Here is a 19,531-nt window from a genome sequence, read left to right as displayed (position 1 = left end):
AATCAAAACAATCAATATATTTAAAATATTGGTTTATTTTTCATCAAATTGAATAGCATTTGTGCAAGATTTGTAGAGAATGTTTATTTTTGATCGATTAGAGTGCAACTTTTATCAAAAGGGCGGTATATTAGAATATAATTTGATATGTGTATTTCGCTGCTTTATGGATGGTATGTGTCAAAAAAATCAATCCAAGCATGAGAACATGTTAGGATTTCTGCCACACATGAAATCAAAAAATAAACAGATTCTGGATGTTATCATTGGATAAGGTCTTGTAGATTTGTACAGGTTTCATCAAAAAAGTCAATTTAGAAAAGTTAAAAATTTAGTTAATTTTTCTAAAATGATTTGCAAAAAATTGCTCGATTTCATCGAGTATGAAAAATGAGTTATGGATCTTGAATTGAAGGTGCATAGCTCATTTGTTACATCAAAGGGAATACTCCTGATGTGTAGTAATAATGTCTCAAGGTTGGATGATCTTGAGTAGTAGTGTCGTGTTTACCAATTTGACACTATGAATCATGGGTGTGCTTAAAAGGCAGCCTGTATTATTTTTTGCAATAGGAAATGGGTCCAAAAATGCAAGAAGTTGCTGACGCATTGCGTCTTGACACTGAACTTTCCGCTGATAGTGCAGCGTATATTGAAGAGCTATACGAACAGTACCTAACTTCTCCAACCTCAGTGTCAGAGGATTGGCGTGAATATTTCGATAAATACCCTAAAGGTGATCAACCACACGGCAGTGTGCGCGAGCAATTCCTCCTTTTGGGGCGTAATGCAAGCCGAGTTCAGCCTGTTGTACAAAGCACTGTAAGTACAGAACATGAGCGTCGTCAAATTGGTGTTTTACAACTTATCGCTGCTTACCGTAACCGTGGTCATCAAAAAGCTAAACTCGATCCATTAGGTCTGGCGAAACGTGAAGACGTTCCTGACCTCGATTTATCTGCTCACGGTTTAACGAAATCTGATCTTGATACTGTATTCAATACAGGCAATCTCGCAATTGGCAAAGCAGAAGCAACATTGTCTGAAATGGTTGATGCCATGGAAGCAACTTACTGTGGTTCAATTGGTGCAGAATACATGCACATCGTTGACACTAAAGAAAAGCGTTGGATTCAACAGCGTTTGGAAAGTGTTCGCGGTAAATTCAATTTTACTAATGATCAGAAAAAAGGTTTCTTGGAGCGTTTAACTGCTGCAGAAGGCTTAGAGAAATATCTTGGTAACAAATTCGTTGGTGCGAAACGTTTCGGTGTAGAAGGCGGTGAGTCTTTTATTCCAATGATGAACGAAATCATTCAACGTGCAGGTAGTGTCGGTTGTAAAGAAGTTGTGATTGGTATGCCACACCGTGGTCGTCTCAACCTTCTTGTTAACATTATGGGTAAAAACCCTGCGGATCTTTTTGGTGAGTTCGAAGGTAAGAGCCTGCATAAAAAAGGTTCTGGTGACGTAAAGTATCACCAAGGTTTCTCTTCAAACGTCATGACTCCAGGTGGCGAAGTTCACTTAGCATTGGCGTTTAACCCATCCCATCTTGAAATCGTTGGCCCTGTGGTCGAAGGTTCAGTACGTGCACGTCAAGTTCGTCGTCGTGACATTGGTGGTGATGATGTACTGCCTGTTATCGTGCACGGTGATGCTGCATTTGCAGGTCAAGGTGTAAACCAAGAAACCTTCCAGATGTCACAAACACGTGGTTACACAGTGGGCGGTACCGTTCATATCGTGATCAACAACCAAGTGGGCTTCACGACATCTGATCCACGCGATACACGTTCTACAGAATACTGTACTGACGTTGCAAAAATGATTCAGTCGCCGATTTTCCATGTCAATGGTGATGATCCTGAAGCTGTTATTTTCGCGACTCAAATTGCACATGACTTCCGTCATGAATTCCGTAAAGATGTTATTCTAGACTTGTTCTGCTATCGTCGTCGCGGTCATAACGAGGCAGACGAACCATCTGCAACTCAACCATTGATGTATCAAGTGATCAACAAGAAAGCGACGACACGTACCTTGTATGCGGATCAACTGGTGCAAGAGAAAGTACTTGATCGCTCAAGCGCAGATGCGATGGTTGAAGGCTACCGTTCTGATCTAGAAGCAGGTAACCACGTTGCCAATGCCTTGGTACGTGAACCAAATAAAAAGATGTTCGTCGATTGGACACCTTATTTGGGCCATGAATACACCGATCTTTGGGATACAACGTTCAGCATTGATCGTTTGAAAGAGCTTGGTTTGAAAATGAATACATTACCAGAAGGTTTTGTATTGCAACGCCAAGTTCAAAAAGTGATTGATGACCGTGTGAAAATGCAAACAGGTGAAATGCCACTCAACTGGGGTGCTGCTGAAACTTTAGCTTATGCATCTTTGCTTGATGATGGCTTCCTTGTGCGTATCACGGGTGAAGACGTGGGTCGTGGTACATTCTCACACCGTCATGCCAAATTACATAACCAGGTTGATGGTTCTGTTTACATTCCGCTTTGCCATATTAAAGAGAATCAACCGCGTACTGCGATTTACGATTCTTTATTGTCTGAAGAAGCTGTGCTTGCATTTGAATATGGCTATTCAACTACATTACCGAAAAGCTTGATCGTTTGGGAAGCACAATTCGGTGACTTCGCAAACTGTGCGCAAGTGGTGATTGACCAGTTTATCGCTTCGGGTGAAACCAAGTGGGAGCGTGTATGTGGTCTAACCATGTTGTTGCCACACGGTTATGAAGGTCAAGGTCCAGAGCATTCATCTGCACGTTTAGAGCGTTTCTTGCAGCTCTGTGCTGAAGACAATATGCAAGTGATGACACCAACGACGCCTGCACAGATTTTCCATGCATTACGTCGTCAGGCAGTTCGTCCGATCCGTAAACCGATGATCGTAATGTCACCTAAATCATTACTCCGTCATAAACTTGCGACTTCAACTTTAGATGAATTAGCAAATGGTTCATTCCAAACAGTGATCGATGAAATTGATCAAATCAACAAAGCTGACGTAACTCGCTTAGTGCTTTGCGGTGGTAAGGTTTATTACGATTTACTCGAAAAACGTCGTGAACTTGGTTTAAACCATGTAGCCATCGTGCGTATCGAACAATTGTATCCATACCCAGAGCAACGCTTGGCTGAAGTTATGGCTGAGTATCCAAACATTCAAGAACTTGTTTGGGCACAAGAAGAGCCGAAGAACCAAGGCGCTTGGTTATTCATCGTTCCTCGTTTGTATGAAGACGTTCTTAAATCTGGTAAACAAATCCGTATTAGCTATGCTGGTCGTGACGCTTCTGCCGCACCTGCTTGTGGCTCGCCATACTTGCATGCAAAACAACAAGCTCAGCTTATCAATGACGCACTTGCGATTGAAGTTGATCAATCAGGAGATTCTAAATAATGGCAACCGAAATTAAAGCACCGGTATTTCCAGAGTCAGTTGCTGACGGTACGATCGCAACTTGGCACAAGAAAGTAGGTGAACCTGTATCACGTGATGAAGTGATCTGTGACATTGAAACCGATAAAGTTGTTTTAGAAGTGGTTGCTCCAGCTGATGGTAGCTTAGTTGCAATCATCAAAGATGAAGGCGATACCGTTCTTTCTGACGAAGTGATTGCTCAATTCGAAGCTGGTGCTGTTTCTGCAGCTGCTCCTGAAGCTGCTGCCCCAGCAGAAGCTGCACCTGCTGCATCTGCACCTGCGGCTGCTGCGTCAACTCAAGCAGTTGATCAAAACCAAGCACCTGCAGTACGTAAAGCATTATCTGAAACAGGTATCAATGCTGCTGATGTTCAAGGTACAGGCCGTGGTGGTCGCATCACCAAAGAAGATGTTGCGAACCATAAGCCAGCTGCATCAGTTCAACCATTAAGCGTTGCTGTAGGCGAGCGTATCGAGAAACGTGTTCCAATGACACGTTTACGTAAGCGTGTTGCTGAGCGTTTATTGGCAGCTACACAGCAAACTGCAATGTTAACTACGTTCAACGAAGTTAACATGAAGCCAATCATGGAAATGCGTAAGCAATATAAAGATGCTTTCGAAAAACGTCATGGTGCGCGTTTAGGCTTTATGTCTTTCTTCGTTAAAGCTGCAACTGAAGCGTTAAAACGCTACCCAGCTGTAAACGCATCTATTGATGGCGACGATATCGTTTATCACGGTTTCTATGACATCGGTGTAGCAGTTTCTTCTGACCGTGGTTTAGTTGTTCCAGTACTTCGTGATACTGACCGTATGAACTATGCAGAAGTTGAAAACGGTATCCGTGACTATGCTTTCAAAGCACGTGACGGTAAATTAGGCATCGAAGATATGACTGGCGGTACGTTCACAATTACGAACGGCGGTACTTTCGGTTCATTGCTTTCAACTCCTATCTTAAACCAGCCACAAACTGCAATCTTGGGTATGCATAAAATCCAAGAGCGTCCTATGGCGGTCAATGGTCAAGTTGAAATCTTGCCAATGATGTACTTAGCGCTTTCTTATGACCACCGTTTAATCGATGGTAAAGAAGCAGTAGGTTTCTTGGTAACAATCAAAGAATTGTTAGAAGAGCCAGCTAAACTCATTCTTGACCTATAATTTTTTATTTAAAAATCCCCCTAAGTCCTTCTTGAATTACAAGAGGGACTTTCACAAGTTTGATCAGTTTTAAGGTTTGTGAAATTTCTTCTCTGATAAAAGAAGATAGGGGAGATTCATTGGAGATAAAGATGTCTCAACAGTTTGATCTTGTTGTCATTGGCGGTGGACCTGGTGGTTATGAAGCGGCAATTCGTGCAGCTCAACTTGGTTTCAAAGTCGCTTGTATCGAAAAACGTATTCACAACGGTAAGCCATCTTTAGGTGGTACCTGTTTAAACGTGGGTTGTATCCCTTCTAAAGCATTGCTTGACTCTTCTCACCGTTATGAAGCTACAGTTCACGAGCTTGCTGAACACGGCATCACCACGGGCGAAGTTAAATTTGATTTAGACACTTTGTTGGCACGTAAAGACAAAGTTGTAGATCAATTGACCGGCGGTGTCGCTCAATTACTAAAAGGTAATGGTATCGAGTGGTTACAAGGTACGGGTAAATTACTTGCAGGTAAAAAAGTAGAATTCACACCATTTGAAGGTGATGTACAGGTTTTAGAACCGAAGTACGTGATCCTTGCAACTGGTTCTGTACCTGTAAATATTCCAGTCGCTCCTGTTGATGAAGACTTGATTGTTGACTCTACTGGCGCATTAAAATTCCCAGAAGTTCCTAAGCGTCTTGGTGTGATCGGTGCAGGTGTTATCGGTCTAGAGCTTGGTTCAGTATGGCGTCGTCTTGGTTCAGAAGTTGTTGTGTTTGAAGCATTAGATGCTTTCTTACCAATGGCAGACAAAGCATTGGCGAAGGAATATCAAAAAATCTTGAAAAAACAAGGTTTAGATATCCGTATCGGTGCAAAAGTTTCTGGTGCTGAAACCAATGGTCGCGAAGTAACGGTTAAATATAACCAAGCTGGCGAAGACAAAGAACAAGTTTTTGACAAGTTAATCGTTTGTGTAGGCCGTAAAGCATATGCAGAGGGTTTATTGGCAGAAGATTCTGGCATTAAATTAACTGAACGTGGTTTGGTTGATGTCAATGATCAGTGTCAAACATCTGTTGAAGGTGTTTATGCGATTGGTGACTTGGTACGCGGTCCAATGCTTGCACATAAAGCAATGGAAGAGGGCGTAATGGCAGTTGAGCGTATTCACGGTCACGCTGCTCAAGTGAACTACGACACCATCATCAGCGTTATCTACACGCATCCAGAAGCAGCTTGGGTTGGTTTAACTGAAGAACAAGCCGCTGAAAAAGGTCATGAAGTTAAAGCTGGTCAATTCCCGTTTGCGGTGAATGGTCGTGCATTAGCTGCTGGTGATACTGCTGGTTTTGTGAAGTTCGTTGCTGATGCGAAAACAGATCGTCTTTTAGGTATGCACGTTGTGGGTCCTAATGCATCTGACATCGTACACCAAGGTATGATCGCGCTTGAATTCGTTTCTTCTGTTGAAGACTTGCAATTGATGACTTTCGGTCACCCAACTTTCTCTGAAGTTGTACATGAAGCGGCGCTTTCTGTTGACGGTCGTGCAATCCACGCGATTCAACGCAAGCGTAAATAAGACATAAAGTGTGGTTCGCCACACTTTTTTGAATGATGATGATTGTCTGGTTCAGGCAATCATTTATTCAATATGTAGCAGTCTGATTTTAAGAAGATCTGGGCTGTATCACACAAACAACATAGTAGGTAACTAAATGAACTTACATGAGTATCAAGCTAAAGCATTATTGAAAGAATATGGCATGCCAGTACAAGAAGGTATCTTGGCAACAAATGCAGACGAAGCAGTTGCTGCATTTGAACAGCTTGGTGGTAAATTCGCAGTAATGAAAGCGCAAGTTCATGCTGGTGGCCGTGGTAAGGCTGGCGGCGTTAAAGTTGCAAAATCTAAAGAAGATGTCATTGAATTTGCTAACAACATCATTGGTACTCGTCTTGTAACGTATCAAACAGATGCAAATGGTCAGCCAGTAAACAGCATCATCGTTGCTGAAGATGTTTACCCAGTTGAGCGTGAGCTTTACTTAGGCGCGGTTGTAGACCGTTCTAGCCGTCGTATTACTTTCATGGCTTCTACCGAAGGTGGTGTAGAAATCGAGAAAGTTGCGGAAGAAACGCCTGAAAAAATTATCAAAGTTGAAGTTGATCCTTTAGTTGGCTTACAACCATTCCAAGCACGTGAAGTTGCGTTTGCTTTAGGTTTGAAAGACAAGCAAGTAGGTCAATTTGTAAAAATTATGGCTGCTGCTTACCAAGCATTTGTTGAAAATGACTTTGCATTATTTGAAATTAACCCACTTTCAGTTCGTGAAAATGGCGATATTTTATGTGTAGATGCGAAAGTAGGTATTGACTCTAACGCGCTTTACCGTTTACCTAAAGTTGCTGCTTTACGTGACAAATCTCAAGAAAATGAGCGTGAATTAAAAGCATCTGAATTTGATCTTAACTATGTTGCTTTAGAAGGTAACATCGGTTGTATGGTGAATGGTGCTGGTCTTGCAATGGCAACGATGGACATCATCAAACTTTATGGTGGTCAGCCTGCAAACTTCCTTGACGTTGGTGGCGGTGCTACGAAAGAGCGCGTAATCGAAGCGTTCAAAATCATCCTTGCTGATACGTCTGTACAAGGTGTTTTAATCAACATCTTCGGTGGTATCGTACGTTGTGACATGATTGCTGAAGCAATTATTGCAGCGGTTCAAGAAGTAAACGTAACTGTACCAGTTGTTGTTCGTTTAGAAGGTAACAACGCTGAGTTAGGTGCTAAATTACTTGATGAATCAGGTTTGAAATTAATTTCTGCGAACGGTTTATCTGATGCCGCAGAAAAAGTTGTAGCTGCAGTTAAAGCGTAAGGAGTATCAATCATGAGCGTATTAATTAATAAAGACACTAAAGTATTGGTACAAGGTTTTACTGGTAAAAACGGTACTTTCCACTCTGCACAAGCTTTAGACTACGGTACAAAAGTTGTCGGTGGTGTTACTCCAGGTAAAGGTGGTACAACTCACCTTGACTTACCAGTATTCAACACAATGAAAGAAGCAGTACGTGAAACAAATGCAGACGCATCTGTTATCTATGTACCAGCTCCATTCGTTTTAGACTCAATCGTTGAAGCGGTTGATTCAGGTGTTGGCCTAATCGTTGTGATCACTGAAGGTGTTCCAACAATCGACATGCTTAAAGCTAAACGCTACTTAGAAACTAACGGTAACGGTACTCGTTTAGTTGGTCCTAACTGCCCAGGCGTGATCACTCCAGGTGAATGTAAGATCGGTATTATGCCTGGTCACATCCACCAACCAGGTCGTATTGGTATCATCTCACGTTCAGGTACATTGACTTATGAAGCTGTTGCTCAAACAACTAAGCTTGGTTTAGGTCAGTCTACTTGTATCGGTATCGGTGGTGACCCAATCCCAGGTATGAACCAGATTGAAGCACTTCAATTGTTCCAAGACGATCCAGATACTGATGCAATCATCATGATCGGTGAGATCGGTGGTACAGCGGAAGAAGAAGCTGCTGAATTCATCAAATCAAACGTGACTAAGCCTGTAGTGGGTTACATCGCTGGTGTAACTGCGCCTAAAGGCAAGCGTATGGGTCACGCTGGTGCGATCATTTCTGGTGGTCAAGGTACTGCTGAAGAGAAATTTGCTGCATTTGAACGTGCGGGAATGGCTTACACACGTAGCCCAGCTGAGCTTGGTTCTACTATGTTGCAAGTTTTAAAAGAGAAAGGTTTAGCGTAATACGTTAGATTTTAATCTTTAAAAAACCCCAATGGAAACATTGGGGTTTTTTATTGAGTTGTAGGGTTATTCAATTTTGTTTTACAGTACTTTTTTTTTTAACCCAACATAGCTGTTAATTCTTGGGTATATTGAGAAATACCATCCAGATTAAAAAACTCGACTTTCAATGCTTTACTTTGAGGATCAATATTCACTTCACCGAAGAACTGGTAACCATCCAAAGGCGAGAGATTCGCTTTATCCGCAGGTGGGGTTTTTTCAAAGATCACTTGCCCACCAAACGTCGCATCCATTTCATTGGGGCCAAAAGTACCCGCATTTAGTGGTCCTGCGACAAATTCCCAGAAGGGCGAAAAATCAGTAAATTGAGCTTGAGTATTATCATAATAATGTGCGGCGCAATAATGAACATCTGCAGTCAGCCAGACTATATTTTTTACTGCTTTAATACGACGGAGTAAGCCTGCAATTTCCAGTTCACGACCAAGAGGCGCTCCATTGTTGCCATTGGCAATTGCCTCCCAGGTTTTAGCAATACCGTCAGCGACGCCAAAATTATCTTGCACATTTAAGCCGATGGGCATATCCGCTGCAATTACTTTCCATACGGCTTTTGAATTTGATAATTCATTTACCAGCCAGTTGACTTGTGTTTCACCTAGAAATGCGGAGTCTGCATTTAAAGTCGTCTGCAAATTTGTATTATTGCCTCCACGATACGAGCGCATATCCAGTACAAACACATCGAGTAATGGGCCATAACTGATTTTACGGTAAATGCGTTGATCGCTGAGCGCCTCGCTTGTCCAAGACATAGGAGAGTATTCTAAAAACGCCTGTTTACCGCGAGAACTCAGCGTATGAATGTCTTTTTCGGTATAAGCATTATTTTTGCTGAGGTCTTTCGTTGAAGACCAGTTATTGGTAATTTCATGGTCATCCCATTGCCAAATTTGGGGGACTTCAGCAGCGAATCTGCGTAAGTTTTCATCCATAAAATTATAACGATAGCGACTACGGAATTCTTTCAGGCTTTCGGCGACTTTACTAACTTCTTCTGTGACAATATTTTTCCAGATGCGTTGCTCATCTGGCTTTAAGGATTGTCCTGCTTGTAAAGTCACGCTACTTTGAATTGGGCCATCCGCGTAAATGGTGTCGCCACTATGAATAAAAAAGTCTGGCTGACGTAGGCGCATCGTCTCCCAGATTCTCATACCTCCAATATCGGGATTAATGCCCCAACCTTGTCCCGCAACATCGCCACCCCACACAAAACGAATGGGGGAGGTACCTGTTGTCATTGTGCGGAAGCTACCGGTATAGAGTTCACTGATGGCATTGTTTTGGGTCGCATCTTCAAAGCTAACCCGCAAAAAAATATGCTGATCATTGGGCAAGCCTGTCAGGTTCACTCGTCCTGTATAGTCACTGGCTGCGGTTACTACTGGACCTGATATAACTTTAGGTTGTTTAAAACGGTCAGTAAAGTCATATTCTACACGTAGTTTCGCAGCTCGATCCGCTTGTGCCCAAATGGTTGCATTGCCATTGCGGACATCACCGATTTGAATCCCAGAAGGCAGTTTAGGTCTGGCATGTTCTGGAAGAATAATTGCCGGAGCTTTGTTGTCACTTAGGCCGCAGGCAGCCAGTGTTGAGAAGGATGCAACGCCGACCGCTAATTTCCCACTATTAATCAAGAAACGACGACGGCTTTGGATAAACTGCGACATATTGACATCTCATTTATTTACTGAGGTGGAGATTTTGCAGTATGAGAAGCCGAAGTGAATGAATGATGACAGCATCATGTGAATTTTTGAATAAAAGCGTAAGTGCAGATTGGCTTTATAAAAATGAAAAATCGGCTGCAAGGCAACCGATTTTTCAAATGATTTAAAGTACTTTAGCCCTAAGATTTTGAATCTACACCTTAGATTTCACTTTTAGGTTTTAACCCTTGAGTCAAACCATTGATATCGCCACCTTGTAAGCCTAATTCATTCATTAAGCTATCAATCAATGGCGCTTGTGAGCGGTAGCGTAAGGCACTATTCACAACCTGATCGGATAATGAAGCCGTTGTGCCATGTTCGGTATTTTCAGCTGAAACGGCAGAACCACCTGCAAAGCCATTTAAACCATTGACTTGTAAAATCTTGATGTCATCAATATTTTCCATTGGTTTGACGCTTTCACGAATGATCTCTGGTAAATGCTTTAACAAGGCCAAACGGACTTGCATTTCAACCTGTTCGGCCGAAAGTACATTCGATGCTTCATTGACTGCACGGGTACCCTCAGCATCGACTTGATATTGTTTTTCTAAAGCTTGAGCAAATAAGATTTTTGCATCTGCTTCACCTTTGGCTTTTAAACGAATCTTTTCAGCTTCCGCTTCTGCTGCAATACGCACAGCTTCAGCTTCATCGGCAGCAGCTTTTTTACCTGCATCAGCAGCAACCGTAATTGCAATCGCTTCTTTCTCCGCTGTTTGCTTTGCAGCAACCAGTTCAACTGCTTTTTGACGCTCAGCGCGTTGTGTTTCGCGGACGGTTACCACTTCTTCTTCTGCCTTCACAGCTTCAGCACGGGCTTTGTCGGCATGTGCTTTTGCCTCAGATTCAGCACGAGATTTTTCAGCAATCGCAATGGCACGATCTTGTTCTGCCAGTTCAATGGTTTTCTTCTGCTCAACCTGGGCTTTCTGAATTAACTGCGCTTTTTGAATATTTTCGTTTTCTACATCACGAGCAGAGGCGATACGTTTAATTTCGACTTCACGTTCTGCCGCAATACGTGCTTCTTCTGCTTCACGTTTTTTGCCTGCTTCTTGTGAGGCAATTTCAGCGAGTTGTTCCGCTTTACGAATCGAGATTTCACGCTCTTGTTCTAGTTTGGCATATTCCTCTTCGCGAGAAATCCCTAAACGGGCACGTTCTGCTTCCAAGTTCTTGGCGCGGATTGCCAAATCTGCATCCTGTTCAATGTCATTGCGCTTTTTACGACGATCTTCAATGGTTTCGGTCAGTTTGGTTAAACCCTCGGCATCGAAGGCATTTTGTGGATTAAAGAATTTAAAGCTGGTTTGGTCTAGACCCGTTAAAGAAACCGTTTCTAATTCTAAACCGTTCTTCGATAAATCCTCTGACACGACTTGTTGAACTTTCTGAACAAAGTCGACGCGTTTTTCATGTAGCTCTTCCATCGCCATTTCAGCCGCAACGGCACGGAGAGAGTCGACAAATTTACCTTCAACCAAATCTTTTAATTCGGGTGGAGACATGGTTTTACGTCCCAAGGTTTGGGCTGCGGTTGCAATTGATTCGGCAATTGGTTTAACGCGAACATAGAACTCAGCCATGACGTCAACACGCATGCGATCACGGGTAATCAAAGCTTGGTCTGCAGCACGTTTCACTTCCAGACGTAAAGTATTCATATTGACTGGAATAATTTCATGCAATACGGGGAGAACAATTGCACCGCCATTTAAAATGACCTTTTCACCGCCAAAACCTGTACGGACAAAAGAGACTTCCTTGCTCGAACGGGTATATAAACGTGCGATGATGAAGCCAATAAAAATAAGTGCTGCAAAAATAACACCAGCAATAATTAAAATTTCAGTCAATGCTGAACTCAACATGTAAACACCCTCATGTAGTAGTAATTGATATAAAATTAAGCTGCAATCGCTTGGAATCCAATTTTGGTTCTTTGCGTTAAAATAACGTCCTGGCCTGGATGAAAAACTAGATCAAATTCAGGCTCAACCAAGACGTAATGGGTCTGGCCAAATTGATCTTTCACTTTGGCTTGTGCAGGGAAGTTTGGTTTTGCCTCCCCGAGAATGATATGTGCTGTTCTACCAATTAAATCATCGCTTCGGATTGCTGTGGTTTCATCTTTTGGAATAATTTTGGCAATCAGCGCAGCGCTATAACGGACCAGTGGCATACACAGGACCAGGCAAGCGGGTGCAATGATCCAGGCAGATAGATATTGTTCAGTGAACTGGAAAAAAAGATCCTGAATAATTAAACCTGTCAGTGCATAAAGGGTTAAAAAGATAATTAACCAGATTAATAAGGGAACTTTGCCTAGATAAAGCCATTCCAGAAGTTGGGTCAGTACATTTTCAGGTTGTTCTAAGGAAACATGTGCATGATCAACATCGGTCAGACTATCAGGTAAGAACTGTTCTATAAAGCTGGAACTCCCGCCAAATAATAGCAGTATAAATTCAAGAATACCGATAAATAGGCATAGCATCAAAGCAATGCTAAAAACGAGATTAGAAGGATGTGTCAAGAGATCCAGGATCATCACGATTACTCTTATTTCTTTTAGAGCGATTTAACAAATTTTTTTTATAAAAATAAAACAGTTATAAGAGTAAAGAGATTTTGTCTAAATTTCAATCTAAATCATTCATTTTCTTATAGACGAAAAAAAACGCAATGATTGGGGTTGTCATTGCGTTGAACAACGAATCTGTTTAAAACAGTTTCGGTTGAAAGGAGAAATGTCATGAGATTAGTGTTAGCTAACCTACAGGGTCATACTATTAAAAAACCTGACTAAGTTCATAGGTATTCATGTTAACTACTGTTAATTGATGTTAATAAGTGACGAAAATTGTTAGTTTTGCGGTTTTTGTAGAGTTCCAAAATTAAACTTAAATCAAAGAGTTAAAATAAAAAAAGCCCAATTATGGGCTTTTTATGAGAAAAGTAACGTAAATTAAAATTTGAACAAACCTAATCCAGCTTTTACTTCATCCAGTGTTTGTTGAGTAATATCACGACATTTGTCGGTACCATGTTTTAGAATATCCATGATGTAATCAGGATCTTTTTCTAATTCCGCACGACGTTCACGAATAGGCGTGATTAATTCTTTAAGTACGCCTTCTAAGCGTTTTTTCACGGTACCATCACCTAGACCGCCACGACGATAATGTGCTTTTAACTCTTCCACTTCTTCTTTGTTTGGATCGAAGGCATCGAGATAAGTAAATACGATATTGCCTTCAACCTGACCTGGGTCTTCAATACGTAAATGGTTTGGATCGGTATACATTGCATTGACTGCTTTTTTAATGTCTTTATCCGAAGCATTCAGCACAATGGTATTACCCAAAGATTTCGACATTTTGGCTTTACCGTCAAAACCAGGTAAACGTGCCATATTTGATAATAGGGCTTTACATTCTGGGAGGAGATCATGGCCAATTTGACGATTGACACGACGTACGACTTCGTTGGTTTGCTCGATCATTGGAATTTGATCTTCCCCAACAGGTACGACAGTGGCTTTAAATGCAGTAATGTCTGCGGCTTGTGCAATTGGGTAGCATAAGAAGCCAGCAGGGATATCACGTTCAAAACCACGCATTTGAATTTCAGATTTAATGGTTGGGTTACGTTCTAAGCGAGCCACCGTCACATAGTTGAGGTAAAGCATGGTCAATTCATTCAGTGCAGGTAAGCATGATTGCACACAAATGGTGGTTTTAGTTGGATCAATCCCAACAGCAAGATAGTCGAGCGCTACTTGAAGAATATTGTTGCGCACTTTATCTGGATTATCAGCATTGTCTGTCATTGCTTGTGCATCAGCCAATAACAGATGTTGGTGATGACTGTCTTGTAGACCTACACGAGAGCGTAATGAACCGACAAAGTGTCCCAGATGAAGTTGTCCGGTTGGACGGTCGCCTGTCAAAATGATAGGACGTTGATCAATATTACTCATGCTATGTTCCAAGATTCAGTTATTTCATAGATATAAGATTGATATTATTGTACGAGAAATAAATTTTTTTCGTCAGCGATTATTTTAACTTTTTCTAAAAATCGTATTGTGCTTTCACCATGTAATTCTACAATAGCCGTATAAATACAAAGCGAAGGAATAAAAATGGCGAGTGGTTTATTACTATTATTAGATGATATTGCAACAATATTAGATGATGTAGCGCTGATGAGTAAAATGGCAGCAAAGAAGACGGCTGGGGTACTGGGCGATGATCTGGCACTGAATGCTCAACAGGTGAGTGGTGTCCGTGCTGATCGGGAGTTGCCTGTAGTCTGGAGCGTCGCCAAAGGTTCATTTGTAAATAAACTGATCCTAGTTCCATTGGCCCTACTAATTAGTGTGGTTGCGCCTTGGTTGATTAATCCATTGTTAATGATTGGTGGATTGTTTCTATGTTATGAAGGTGCTGAGAAAGTCATTCATATGTTGCTACATAAAAAGGCAAACACCAGTGAAGAGGCAAGCCAAAATTTGCAGGAAATCGAGGTGGATCTCGCCAAATTTGAAAAAGAAAAAGTAAAGGGCGCAATTCGCACAGACTTTATTCTTTCGGCTGAAATTGTGGTGATTTCGTTAGGTACGGTTGCAACAGCTGCATTTATGACTAAAGTGACAGTGTTAAGTATTATTGCAATCATAATGACGATCGGGGTGTATGGTCTGGTTGCAATGATTGTGAAAATTGACGATTTAGGTTTATATTTAACCCAACAAGCTTCTGAATTCAAAAATAAAATAGGTCAAGGTTTACTGGCGTTTGCTCCAATTTTAATGAAAATATTGTCTATTGTCGGAACGGTTGCAATGTTTTTAGTGGGTGGAGGCATTATTAGTCATACCATACCTTTATTACATCACTTTACTGAAGAAACGGTTGATCATTTAGAGTTAATCCCGAGTATTGGTTCAATTATTGGTGCAGTAACACCAATGTTGATTAATTTGGGTGTTGGCTTAGTTGCAGGTATCGTGGTTTTGATGATTATTAATCTGTTTCAGAAAGCTTGGCCGAAGGCATCCGCTTAAACCTAGATTGTCATCATCAGCATTATATGAGGTAGCTATGCGTTGGAGAGATCGTCGAGTCAGTACCAATGTTGAAGACCGTCGCGGGGGTGGCGGTGCAAAAGCAGGTGGGATTAGTATTATTGGTCTGGTGGTGGCTTTTGTCGCCTGGAAGTTTTTTGGGGTCGATCCTCAACAAGCCTATCAAGCTACACAGGCGGTCACCAATGCACAATCTTCTCAGCAAGGCAGTGCACCACAAAACTTGACTGCTGAGCAGAAAGAGGCCAGTGATTTTGTTGGCACGGTGTTGGCAGATACAGAAGATACCTGGACACCTGTTTTTAAACAGCTTGGAATGACTTATAAACCGCCTCGGCTGGTACTGTTTAGTGGTGTGGTTCGATCAGGTTGTGGTACAGCTCAATCTGCTATGGGGCCTTTCTATTGTCCTGCGGACCAAAAAGTTTATATCGATACTTCTTTTTTTAAAGATATGCGTCAGCAAATGGGGATTTCTGGTGAGAAGAATCAAACTGAGCTTTCTCGTCAAGATCAGGCTGGAGATTTCGCGCAGGCCTATGTGATTGCCCATGAAGTGGGACATCATATCCAGAACTTATTGGGTATTTCTACACAAGTGCAACAGGCACGTGCGCAGGTGAATCAAGCCCAAGGTAATCAACTTTCTGTTCGGCTAGAGCTACAAGCGGATTGTTTTGCCGGAATTTGGGCACATCAAAACCAAAAACGAACCCAGTTTTTAGAGCAGGGAGACATTGAGGAAGCGATGGATGCAGCAGAGAAGATTGGAGATGATTATTTGCAACGTCGTGCAACAGGGCAGGTCGTTCCTGATAGTTTTACCCACGGTACTAGTGAACAACGAATGCAGTGGTTTCAAACAGGTTTGAAATCAGGAGATATCAATCAATGTAATACCTTTAAATAGGATTGATGGATATTTGTCCTTGATTTTTATACGGAAGATATACGAATCACAAGAATAATTAACGTAGAATAACAAGGTCTATGCTGAGTTGAGGATGATTGGTTTATTATTGCATCTAAATCATTTTTGAATAAAAAATAAAATATGAGATGTTTAAACTGCAGCATAGGCCTTCATTTTCTATTCAATTGCAAAAAAACGCTTTTAGATTTTATAGTTGATCGGGATTATAAAGTTTAAATAAAGTCTTTGTGTTAAAAACGAAATAAATAAAGAGGTTGTATGGGTAATTATTTTCTTTTACAAGCATTAACTGTGATTTTTGCTTTATCCATTGCCACTACAATTTTTAATAAAAGGATCTTGGGTTTTCCTCAAGCTATTGGTGTTCCCATTGTTTCCGCTATTTTTGTCTTTATTTTACAGTGGGGTGCAAGCCTACTTAATGGTAATCAATTTATTACCATTAATATTCAGAATATTGAAGCAGCTGTAAGAAATATTGATTTTTATGATTTTCTTATTAATGGTGTCATTTGCTTTATTCTAACCTCTTCTGCCTTGAAGTTTAAAATTTCAGACTTAAGAAATCATTGGAAGCCAATTAGTATCTTAGCTACGATTGCATTAGTTCTATGTGCAGGATTTTATGCAGGATTGCTATATTTATTCCAATGGCTGGTTGGCTATCCCGTACCCATCGGTGTGTTGCTATTATTAGGTGCGGCATTGGGGGCAACGGATCCAATCGGCGTTAAAGGGGTATTGAGTTCTATTCGGGCACCTCATCATCTTATTGTAAAACTGGAAGGAGAATCATTATTTAATGATGCAATGTGTATTGCCTTATTTATGACGTTATTAAAAGTTTTACAAGGTGAGCATTTTTCACTATTGGCAACAGTTGAAACATTATTATATGAAATCTTTGTTGCTGTAATTATCGGTTTTGCATTTGGTTTCGCGATCTTACGTTTACTCCGTGGTAAACATGAGATGGAATCTCTGATTTTAACCACTGCCTTACTTGCCAGTGGATCATATCTCGTGGCTTTATTTGCACATGCCTCTGCCCCTATTGCTTGTGTTATTGGCGGACTTATCGTTGGAAATAAATGGCAAGAAATTCGTGAACAGCGCGAAATCCGTGAGGTCAATCACTTTTGGCATACGGTTGAGGGGATCATTAATTCATTCTTATTCACCTTGATTGGCTTGGAGTTGTTTATTCTTGATTTGAGTGCGAACCTGATTATTGGTGGGATCATTGCTTTTATTATTCTGCACCTATCTCGGTTTGCTGCAAATTTTGCCGCTTTTGCCCTGTTTCCATCATTCCGCAAAAAAAGCTATAACGGCAGTTTAGCAATTTTATCTTGGGGGGGAGTTCGTGGCGGGATTTCACTGGCGCTGATTCTTGCTGTCGCGAATATTCCTGAATTAAGCCAATATAGTAGCATCTTGATTGGTTATACCTTTATTAGCGTATTGCTGTCGGGGGTAGTCTGTGGTCTTGGCCTGCCAGCTGTGATGAATGCATTTTACTATAATCCAAGTGAACAAAAAGACGGTTTGAAAGGTTGGTATCAGCGTATGTGCAATAAGATGAACCGCCGTGGCTTTAAATACATTGTAGGTGAAGATGCTTTAGGTAGAGAAACTATCACGATTTATAATCCAGAGATTTTATTGGATCAGAAGACAGAAGATGGTGTTGCAACAATGCATCATCCGAATAAGAGAGAAGAGGTAAAACGATTGGAAAATCCTGATAATTTTTAACCTTATATTTTAAACTTTTAAAAAAGCCTTTATAAAATAAAGGCTTTTTTCTTTTTTAAAATTAATAATATTGTTTAATTTTATTTGAGTGTTATTTTTGTTGTAATTTTTCTTTTAAAATTAATTTAAAATTTTATTAAGTTTTGTTTAAATGCCTTTTGGGAATTTATCTTTCTTTATTTTCATTTGTTTAAAAATGTAAATTAAAAAATATAATAAATCGTTTTTTATTTTTTTTATCCTTTTAAATCATTATCTTGTTTCGTTGTTTAAAAAGTATTTCAATGTGTTTTTATATTTTTGTTTTGTGCGCTATTTAACATTTATTTTGTTTGCATTAAAGTGGTGCTGTGAACTCTATCACTTAGAAACAATAATTTAAACTTAAGTTAATAATGTAATTAAGAATTGATTAAATATTTATAATTTATAATGAGGAATATAACCATGTCTCAAATACAAATTATTTCCAAGGAAAGTCACCAAACCCTTGTAAATATAACGGGAAAAACAGCCACATTGCCTTCTGAACCTTCAGTTGTATTAATTAAGGTCTCTGCAAATGATATTTCAGTTGTTAAGAGAGATGGTGTAAATGCGGTTGTAGTATTAAAAAATGGCGAAACAATTATTATTAAGGATTTCTTCAATAATGGTGAAGTAGCAGATAATAGTTTGGTGCTTCAAGGTGAAGATAATCAATTAGTATGGGCACATTTTAAAGATGCGGAAAGTGATGCAGACGCAGATGCAGATGCGGATGCGGATGCCGATTCTGATGATGATCATGAAGGGGCTGTTTATTTAGAAGAAACGCCTGCTGTTGTACCAGCAGCAGCTGCAGCACCTGTTGAAGCAGCAGCATTACAGCCAATTCAGGCTGTGGACCCTTTACTTTATGCAGGCGGTGCTGCGGCGAGTGGTTTTAGTCCATGGTTATGGGCATTACCTGTTCTTGCTATTGGTGGGATTGCTGCAGCGGCAAGTGGTGGGGGTGATGGAGGTGGCAGAGGCAATAGTATAGATAGCACGCCGCCTAATACAGATGGTGTAAAATTTAACATCAACGCAGTGACTGCGGACAACGTGCTGAATGCAGCAGAATCTACAGGCAATGTTACCTTGACAGGAACATTAACCGGTGTACCTGCTGATGCAGCGACTACAGTAGTAACTGTTGTTGTTAATGGAGTAAGTTATACCGCTACGGTGAATGCAGCGAATGGCACCTGGAGTGTCAGTGTTCCAGGTAGTGGCTTGGTCGCAGATGCAGATAAAATCATTGATGCCAATGTTAAATTTACAGATGCAGCAGGTAATAGCAGTACGGTTACAACTACCCATGCCTACAGCGTAGATGTGACTGCACCGAATGCACCAGTCTTAAATCCGATCAATGGTGTTGATCCAGTGACGGGCACAGCAGAACCAGGCTCAACGGTGAAAGTGACCTTCCCTGATGGCAGTACCACAACCGTCACAGCAGATCCAGGTACAGGTGTGTGGACTGTGCCGAACCCAGGTAATTTACCAAATGGCGGTACAGTTACTGCGATTGCAACAGATCCGGCAG

At 40.9% G+C, this 19,531-nt stretch carries 13 protein-coding genes; 9 read left to right on the top strand and 4 right to left on the bottom strand.

The genetic code is table 11. The features are described from left to right. Nucleotides 1–588: 588 nt before the first annotated feature. From F895_RS02565 to sucD, 5 genes are all read left to right on the top strand, one after another. Nucleotides 589–3,429: a 2-oxoglutarate dehydrogenase E1 component gene (locus F895_RS02565; protein ID WP_005243780.1), complete on the top strand. Its 2,841-nt coding sequence runs from the start codon at nucleotides 589–591 to the stop codon at nucleotides 3,427–3,429. Then, on the top strand, nucleotides 3,429–4,619 hold the full coding sequence (gene odhB, locus F895_RS02570) for a 2-oxoglutarate dehydrogenase complex dihydrolipoyllysine-residue succinyltransferase (RefSeq protein ID WP_005243779.1): 1,191 nt from the start codon (nucleotides 3,429–3,431) through the stop codon (nucleotides 4,617–4,619). The genes F895_RS02565 and odhB overlap by 1 nt, the downstream gene beginning before the upstream one ends. Nucleotides 4,620–4,750: 131 nt before the next feature. Further along, nucleotides 4,751–6,184, top strand: coding sequence for a dihydrolipoyl dehydrogenase (gene lpdA, locus F895_RS02575; protein WP_004652192.1), 1,434 nt, complete (start codon nucleotides 4,751–4,753; stop codon nucleotides 6,182–6,184). A gap of 136 nt (nucleotides 6,185–6,320) precedes the next feature. Next, entirely contained in the window at nucleotides 6,321–7,487 is a 1,167-nt protein-coding gene (gene sucC, locus F895_RS02580) for an ADP-forming succinate--CoA ligase subunit beta (RefSeq protein WP_005243777.1), read from the top strand. 12 nt (nucleotides 7,488–7,499) lie between these two features. Further along, on the top strand, nucleotides 7,500–8,390 hold the full coding sequence (sucD, locus tag F895_RS02585) for a succinate--CoA ligase subunit alpha (RefSeq protein WP_003655479.1): 891 nt from the start codon (nucleotides 7,500–7,502) through the stop codon (nucleotides 8,388–8,390). A gap of 98 nt (nucleotides 8,391–8,488) precedes the next feature. On the opposite strand, the gene F895_RS02590 is transcribed toward sucD, so the two are convergent. The 4 genes from F895_RS02590 to trpS form a co-directional block, all read right to left on the bottom strand. After that, nucleotides 8,489–10,129 carry an alkaline phosphatase D family protein gene (locus tag F895_RS02590; protein WP_005243775.1) on the bottom strand — a complete coding sequence of 547 codons (1,641 nt, stop codon included), beginning with the start codon at nucleotides 10,127–10,129 and terminating at the stop codon, nucleotides 8,489–8,491. A gap of 200 nt (nucleotides 10,130–10,329) precedes the next feature. After that, nucleotides 10,330–12,045 carry a flotillin family protein gene (locus F895_RS02595; RefSeq protein ID WP_005243772.1) on the bottom strand — a complete coding sequence of 572 codons (1,716 nt, stop codon included), beginning with the start codon at nucleotides 12,043–12,045 and terminating at the stop codon, nucleotides 10,330–10,332. Nucleotides 12,046–12,080: 35 nt separating this feature from the next. Continuing rightward, entirely contained in the window at nucleotides 12,081–12,725 is a 645-nt protein-coding gene (locus tag F895_RS02600) for a YqiJ family protein (RefSeq protein ID WP_005243770.1), read from the bottom strand. Between the two features lie 417 nt (nucleotides 12,726–13,142). Beyond that, nucleotides 13,143–14,156, bottom strand: a complete 1,014-nt coding sequence (gene trpS / locus F895_RS02605) for a tryptophan--tRNA ligase (RefSeq protein ID WP_005243761.1) — start codon at nucleotides 14,154–14,156, stop codon at nucleotides 13,143–13,145. 165 nt (nucleotides 14,157–14,321) lie between these two features. Here trpS and F895_RS02610 point away from each other — a divergent pair, with 165 nt between their 5' ends. From F895_RS02610 to F895_RS02625, 4 genes are all read left to right on the top strand, one after another. Next, the gene (locus F895_RS02610) at nucleotides 14,322–15,245 is read left to right on the top strand and encodes a DUF808 domain-containing protein (protein WP_005243759.1); all 924 of its coding nucleotides are present in this window, start codon (nucleotides 14,322–14,324) and stop codon (nucleotides 15,243–15,245) included. Between the two features lie 37 nt (nucleotides 15,246–15,282). Next, nucleotides 15,283–16,176, top strand: a complete 894-nt coding sequence (locus F895_RS02615) for a KPN_02809 family neutral zinc metallopeptidase (RefSeq protein WP_005243757.1) — start codon at nucleotides 15,283–15,285, stop codon at nucleotides 16,174–16,176. Between the two features lie 282 nt (nucleotides 16,177–16,458). Then, complete coding sequence (locus F895_RS02620; RefSeq protein ID WP_005243755.1) at nucleotides 16,459–17,958, top strand: cation:proton antiporter; 1,500 nt, start codon at nucleotides 16,459–16,461, stop codon at nucleotides 17,956–17,958. Nucleotides 17,959–18,405: 447 nt separating this feature from the next. After that, the coding region (locus F895_RS02625; RefSeq protein ID WP_005243753.1) for a BapA/Bap/LapF family prefix-like domain-containing protein at nucleotides 18,406–19,531 on the top strand (1,126 nt) is incomplete at its 3' end.

It is taken from the genome of Acinetobacter sp. CIP 64.2 (assembly GCF_000369645.1).
Taxonomy (GTDB): domain Bacteria; phylum Pseudomonadota; class Gammaproteobacteria; order Pseudomonadales; family Moraxellaceae; genus Acinetobacter.
This window is presented reverse-complemented; position numbering and strand designations above follow the sequence as displayed.